Annotated in this window: 4 protein-coding genes and 1 pseudogene; 2 read left to right on the top strand and 3 right to left on the bottom strand. The window is 70.1% G+C overall.

Translation table 11 applies throughout. The features are described 5' to 3' along the window. Together KBX53_RS21250 and KBX53_RS21245 are read right to left on the bottom strand one after the other, a co-directional pair. Positions 1-666, bottom strand: a 666-nt coding sequence (locus KBX53_RS21250) for a LacI family DNA-binding transcriptional regulator (protein ID WP_210861217.1), incomplete at its 3' end; no start/stop codon positions are given. A 119-nt stretch (positions 667-785) separates the two neighbouring features. Further along, a complete protein-coding gene (locus KBX53_RS21245; protein WP_210861215.1) occupies positions 786-2,288 on the bottom strand; it encodes an amino acid permease in 1,503 nt (500 codons plus the stop codon). Between the two features lie 202 nt (positions 2,289-2,490). Here KBX53_RS21245 and KBX53_RS21240 point away from each other — a divergent pair, with 202 nt between their 5' ends. Then, a complete protein-coding gene (locus KBX53_RS21240) occupies positions 2,491-4,152 on the top strand; it encodes a glycoside hydrolase family 10 protein (RefSeq protein ID WP_210861213.1) in 1,662 nt (553 codons plus the stop codon). Positions 4,153-4,331: 179 nt separating this feature from the next. Beyond that, positions 4,332-4,865 carry a phospholipase gene (locus KBX53_RS21235; RefSeq protein WP_210861211.1) on the top strand — a complete coding sequence of 178 codons (534 nt, stop codon included), beginning with the start codon at positions 4,332-4,334 and terminating at the stop codon, positions 4,863-4,865. A gap of 114 nt (positions 4,866-4,979) precedes the next feature. Here KBX53_RS21235 and KBX53_RS21230 read toward each other — a convergent pair. Next, positions 4,980-5,286: pseudogene (locus KBX53_RS21230) on the bottom strand (adenylate/guanylate cyclase domain-containing protein); the annotation flags it as partial.

The following is a 5,286-nucleotide window of genomic DNA, read 5'->3' as shown; positions in this document are numbered from 1 at the left end:
GTGCCAGGCCGGCGCGGACGCCACCAGGGCCTGGTCGTCGTCGAGCCCGGCGGCGCGCAGCGCGTCCCGGTAACCGGCCCGGCGCAGCCGGGCGCTGGCGCCCTCGTCGGTGCGCTGCGCGCCGACGGCGGCGATCCGGCGACGCCCCAACCGGATCAGGTGGTCGGTGACCTCCCGGGCCGCCGCCACGTTGTCGATCACCACACGATCCGCCGGGCCGTCTGCGATCCGCTCGCCGAGCAGCACCATCGGGGTGCCGTCCAGGCCGGCCAGGTCCGCCGCGGTGAGCCCCAGCGGGCTGATGATGAGCCCGTCGATCAGGTGGCCGGTGATGCCTGAGGCGAGCACCCTTTCCTGCTCCCGCCGACCGCCGGTCTGGTCGATCAGCACCGTCCAGCCGTGCCCGGCGGCGGCGCTGACCACGTAGCGGGCCAGCTCGGCGAAGTACGGGATGTCCAGTTCCGGAACAGCCAGCGCGATCACGCCGGTACGCCCCTTGCGGAGGTGCCGGGCGGAGAGGTTGGGCCGGTAGTTGAGTTCGCTGATCGCCTCCTCGACCCGTGCCCGGGTGTCCGGTCGGACATGGACGTGGCCGTTCACCACGTTGGAGACGGTCTTCACGGAGACGCCGGCTCGCTCGGCCACGTCCTTGAGTCTGTGTCGCACGCCGCAACCTCCCCGAGGTGACGGGCGCACCATACCGTCAGCGCCACCGCCGCCAGGGGTACCAGCGACAGGGAAAGGGCCCCTCGCAGCGGCAAGGGGCCCTTCCTCGTTCCGTCGGATCAGCTGTCGGCGGTCGGCTCACGGGGACCCGGGGCGACTGCGGGCTCGTGTCGGGCCAACCGGTTGCGGCGGTAGCCGTAACCGAAGTAGATCAACGCGCCGAGCAGCATCCAGGCCAGGAACCGCAGCCAGGTCTCCACCGACAGGTTGAGCATCAGGTAGAAGCAGGCCAGCGCCGAGACGATCGGCAGCACCGGCGAGAACGGCACCCGGAACGGCCGCTCCAGGTCCGGCCGCCTGCGGCGCAGGATCGGCACCGCCACCGACACCAGCACGAAGGCGCAGAGCGCGCCGATGCTGACCAGGTCGGCCAGCGCGGACAGCGGCAGGAAGCCGGCCAGCAGCGCGACCGCCACCGTCATGATCGCCGAGATCCGGTACGGGGTCCCCCAACGCGGGTGCACCTTCGCGATCGAGGGTGGGATCAGCCCGTCCCGGGCGATGGCGAAACCGATCCGGCCCATGGCTACCAGGTCGACCAGGATGACGCTGGTCAGGCCCGCGACGGCGGCGATGGAGACCAGTACTGCCGCCCAGCCCGCGCCGACCGACTCGAAGGCGGACGCGATCGGGGCGCCCCGGTCGATCTCGGTGTACGGCACCATCCCGACCACCACGAGCGACACGCCGATGTAGAGCACCGTGGAGATCAGCAGCGTGCCGAGCAGACCCAGGGTGAGGTCCCGCTTGGGCTTGCGCGTCTCCTCGCCGAGGTTGGCCACTGCCTCGAACCCGGTGTACGCGAAGAAGACCACGGCGGCGGCGCTGAGCACCCCGACGAAACCGAAGACCGACGGCTCCAGCCCGAACAGCGCCTGGGTGACCGGTTGCTTGATGCCGTCGTCGCCGCTTCCGGCGGGCTCGGCCGACGGGATGAACGGGGTGAGGTTGGCGGCCTTGACGAAGAACAGCCCGGCGACCACCACGAAGACACAGATGGCCACCTTGACCAGCACCAGCAGGTTGGTGATCCGGGCGGATTCGCGGATGCCGACGATCGCCACGATGCCGAGGATCAGCACGATGGCGATGGCGCCAACGTTGACGGTGCTGCCCTCCTCGCCGAACCACCGGGTCGGCAGGTCGAGCAGTTCGGCGAGGTAACCGGACCAGCCCCGGGCCACCACCGCGGCGCCGAGCGCGAACTCCAGCAGCAGGTCCCAGCCGATGATCCAGGCGACGATCTCGCCCATCGTGGCGTACGCGTAGGTGTAGGCGCTGCCGGCGGTCGGCACGCTGGAGGCCAGTTCGGCGTAGCAGAGGGCGGCGAGCAGGGCCACCACGCCGGCGATGGCGAAGGAGATCACCACGCCCGGCCCGGCGCTGTCCCGGGCTTCGATCCCGGTGAGCGTGAAGATGCCGGTGCCGATCACGATGCCGATGCCGAAGCCGGTGAGGTCGATCGCACCGAGCCGTCGCTTCAGCCCCAGTTGGCCGTCGCTGCCGTCCGCCTCACCCTGGGCTATCACGTCCTTGATTGGTTTTGTGCGCAGCACGGACACCCGGTCACCCCTCCCACCGTGCGACCACCTCCGTGGCGGCCGGTGACCGCCGTTGCTACCCAGCGGCGCGATTGGTCAACCCCGAACTCTTGCGGCGATGGCCAGACTGTGAAAATTTCCTACCAGGAACGCGGACACCGACGGCGAATGTTGCCGCGCGCCGCGCGAAACATCCGGGAGCCCCACCGAAGGGACACACCGCATGAAAGCCACCCAACTCGGAGCCGCCGGGCTGGTCGCAGCCCTGCTCGGCACATTTGTCAGCGTCACCCCCGCGAGCGCCGCGCCCAGCGCGGCCGACACCACCACCACCGCTGCCTGCGCCACCGACCCGGCCACCCCCAAGCGACAGTTCCGGGCCATGTGGATCTCGTCGGTGGTCAACATCGACTGGCCCAGCAAGGCGTCCCAGACCGCGCCGGACCGGATCGCCGCCCAGCAGGCCGAGTACCGCGAACTGCTCGACCTGGCCGGGCGCCTGAACCACAACGCCGTCGTGGTGCAGGTCCGGCCCACCGCCGACGCGCTCTGGCCCTCGCCGTACGAGCCGTGGTCGGAATACCTGACCGGGGTACGCGGCCAGGACCCCGGCTGGGACCCGCTGGCCTTCCTGGTCGACGAGTCGCACAAACGGAACCTGGAGTTCCACGCCTGGTTCAACCCGTACCGCGTCTCCATGCCGGCCCCCGGCGGCGCCGGCGCCGACCTGGCCCAACTCGCCCCCGGCCACCCGGCCCAGCAGCACCCCGAGTGGACGTTCGCCTACCCACCGGCCGGAGTGGCCGGCAGCCGGCTCTACTACAACCCGGGAATCCCCGAGGTCCGCGAGTTCGTCCAGACCGCCATGATGGACGCGGTCAAGCGGTACGACATCGACGGCGTCCACTTCGACGACTACTTCTACCCCTACCCGAGCGGCACCTACCAGGTGCCGGACGACGCGACCTTCGCGGCCCACAACCGGGGCTTCACCGACCGGGCCGACTGGCGGCGGGACAACATCAACCTGTTGATCCAGGAGATGAACGGCAAGATCAAGGCGGCGAAGCCGTGGGTGAAGTTCGGGGTCAGCCCGTTCGGCATCTGGCGCAACAAGGCCGCCGACCCGCTCGGCTCGGACACCACCGGCAGCCAGTCGTACGACATCATCTCCGCCGACACCCGTAAGTGGATCAAGCAGGAGTGGATCGACTACGTGGTGCCGCAGCTCTACTGGTACATCGGCCAGTACCCGGCGGCGGACTACGCGCGCCTGGTGCCGTGGTGGGCCGAGACGGTGCGTGGCACCCGGGTGCAGCTCTACATCGGCCAGGCCGACTACAAGAGCGGCGACCCGGCGTACGGGTCGTTCTGGCAGAACCCACGCGAACTGTCCGACCACCTGACGCTCAACCGGTCGTACCCGGAGGTGCAGGGCAACGTGCACTTCTCCGCCGTGCAGGTACGGGCCAACCGGCTCGGCGCCACCGACATCTACGCGGCTGAGCACTACTCCCGCCCGGCGCTGGTGCCGGCCATGCCCCACCTGCCGGCCCGCCCGCTGCTCTTCCCGGTGGTCACCAAGACGACCCGGCAGGCCGACGGGGTCCGGCTCACCTGGCGGCAGCCCGCCGACGGCGTCGGCCCGCTCGGCACCGCCACCTCGTACGCGATCTACCGGTTCGACGGCACCACGCTGCCCGTCCGGTGCGCCACTGCCGACGCGGCGAACCTGGTCGGCACCGTCCGCGCCACGGCCGGTGCCAACCAGTCCTGGGTGGACACCTCGGCCGAGCCCGGCCGGCGCTACACCTACCAGCTGACCGCCCTGGACCGGTCCGCCAACGAGAGCCCCGCGAGCCCGCCGGCCTTCGTGCTGCGCTGACTCAGTTCCTGAGTGCCCCGGACGCCACGCGCGTCCGGGGCATTCGTCTGTTTCAACGCATGTCACCAATAGTTGGCGAGGCACATACCGCGTAGTTGATCAGCTGATCGACACTCATCGACATCCGGTAACCCGCCGGTAACTTCGGTCCCACCGCTCACCCCCCGCGGAGGTAACCCGTGCCCCGACGTCTCGCCACCCTGCTCGCCTCGGGCGCGTTAGCGCTGCTCGCCACCCTCACCATCGCCTCCCCCGCCGCCGCCGTCACCCCCGCCCAGAAGCTCTCCGTGCTGTCGAGCTGGACCCAGACCAGCGCGTCCAGCTACAACTCGTGGAACAGCGCCCGGGTCAACCGGGCCCCCTGGGCCGAGTACAACTTCAACTGGTCCACCGACTACTGCTCGTCCAGCCCCGACAACCCGCTCGGGTTCACCTTCAACCTGGGCTGCTACCGGCACGACTTCGGCTACCGCAACTACAAGGCGGTCGGCCAGTTCCCCGCCAACAAGTCCCGCCTCGACAGCGCCTTCTACGAGGACCTGAAGCGGGTCTGCGCCACGTACAACTCGGTCGTCCGGCCGGCCTGCTACAGCCTGGCCTGGACCTACTACCAGGCGGTCAGCATCTTCGGTTCGGTGGCAGCCGTCCAGCAGGCCGACATCGACCGCGCCGCCCGAATGAAGGCCGACGCCGAAGCCAAAGCCCGCCAGTAACCGCTGAACCCCACCCCCTGAACTGTGTTGATCAAGAGGTTTCGGTCACCGGAGGCGCGTTTTCTGACGCAAACCTCTTGATCAACACGGGCAGGGGGTGGGCCAGGGTGGGGGTTAGGCGCCTTCGGTGCGGGTGGCCGGGTGGCGGTCGGGGTCGGCGGGACGGCGTGGGGTCGGCTGGGACAGGCCCGTACTGAAGCGGGTCGAATCCGCCGCGAGGTCCGGGTGTTCCACGTCCAGTGCGAGCGCGGCGGCCTCGTCCAACCCCAGTTCGGCACCCTCGCCGTACGCGTCGTCGAAGGCCGCGTCGCCCAGCACCGCGCGCAACTCCCCCTGCTGTTGCGCCCAGTAACCGCCGAAGATCCCCGGGGTGGCCCGCATGCTCGCCCGGGTCGCCTGCGCGGCACCGAACAGTCGGGCG

The sequence above is a fragment of the Micromonospora sp. M51 genome, from assembly GCF_018070305.1.
In the GTDB taxonomy this organism is placed as follows: domain Bacteria; phylum Actinomycetota; class Actinomycetes; order Mycobacteriales; family Micromonosporaceae; genus Micromonospora; species Micromonospora parva.
Note: the sequence above shows the minus strand (reverse complement) of the source record. Positions and strands in the feature narration are given on the sequence as shown.